General features: G+C 33.1%; 1 protein-coding gene. It reads right to left on the minus strand.

The window, feature by feature from the left end; all coding sequences use genetic code 11:
• Nucleotides 1-46: 46 nt before the first annotated feature.
• Nucleotides 47-1,415: alpha-amylase family glycosyl hydrolase (locus V7014_RS23545; protein WP_335510920.1), on the minus strand; the 1,369-nt coding region annotated here is incomplete at its 5' end.

A 1,415-nucleotide genomic window follows, 5' to 3' on the forward strand; every position in this document is an offset into this window, starting at 1 on the left:
GAAAAGTGATTGAAAATCAATTTTCGAACAGCCCCTTTAGTATATTTTATGAAGCATTACGTTTAGAACGCTTCATTACAATGAATATAAAAATCGCAAATACAACCCAAACGCCTACAATTCCCGAAATATATCCGATTTTAATACTCGTTTTCTCAGCTAATGCATAAATTTCAGCTTCTTCTCGCTTAACAACTAGCTTATATTTACCATCCTCTTCGCGAACAAGATCACCAGCTAATAAACCGCGTAATTCTTTATTTTCATCGAGCTCTTTCTCAGTAAGTGTGACATGTTGTGTTTTAGAAGAATTATTAATTGCGACAACAATCACTTCACTTTTGTAGGATCGCTTATATACAAGCATACCTTCTCTATTATATAAAACTTTAAAATCTCCTCTAGTTAAAGCAGGGAGTGATTGTCTTAAACCGCCTAAACTAGTTGTAAAATCTATTAATTGCTTATCAGCTTTGAAGCCCATAAGTCTTAGATTATCAGGTTTCTCTTCCCCAGCCAAAGCAATTTCAGATCCATAAAAAACAAATGGAATACCAGGTGTTGTATAGGTATATGTAAGTGCCAATTTCCAACGTGAGCCAGGGTTATGATTGTTGGCAACGATATCATTTGTAAATCGAATTGTTTCACTATTATCAAGCGCTAGGCCAACTTGGTTGAGATTATTAAAAATCTTCTGACTATATTCTATAATCTTCATTGGCTCGTCAAAGCTACTGTCTACTTTTCCTAATGAATTTCTAGCAGGCTCCATAAATTGCATATTAATAATGCTATCGAATCCTGCCAATTGATATGACGCGCTTTCCTTTAAATCATTTGACTGAACTTCCCCAATTAGAAAGAATTCTTTACTGCTAGTTCTTAGTTCCTTAGCAAAATCCGTCCAAAATTCTTTCGGTCCTTTTTGAATTTGTTTAATATAATAACCATCAATATTCGTTTCTTGTTCCCACCATTTCGCAGCATCAGTCAAGTAACTTTGGACTTCTCTATTATTTAAGTTTAACTTTGGCGCTTCTGTAAACCAATCTTTTTTGCTAGGATCCTTTATCCATGGATGGTTTGGACCAACCTCATCTACAACAAACTCTAATACTACTTTTAATTCACGCTTATGAGCTTCTTTCACTAGTTGTTTGAATTCTTTTATACTACCAAAATGTTCTTCTGTTTTATAGAAATCGATCACACGAGTGCCATCATAACCATCATCTTCATTATTAAAAATAGGTGATAAAGAAATCGTTGTGAAACCCATATCCTTTATATAATCTAACTTATCTATAATACCTTGAAAATCTCCGCCATTATAACCATTTAAATCTTGTACATCAACTTTATAGTCATTCTTTGAACTACCATTATTAAAACGATCAATCATAATATTATAT

Source organism: Bacillus sp. JJ722 (genome assembly GCF_036963345.1).
GTDB lineage: Bacteria > Bacillota > Bacilli > Bacillales > DSM-1321 > Bacillus_AD.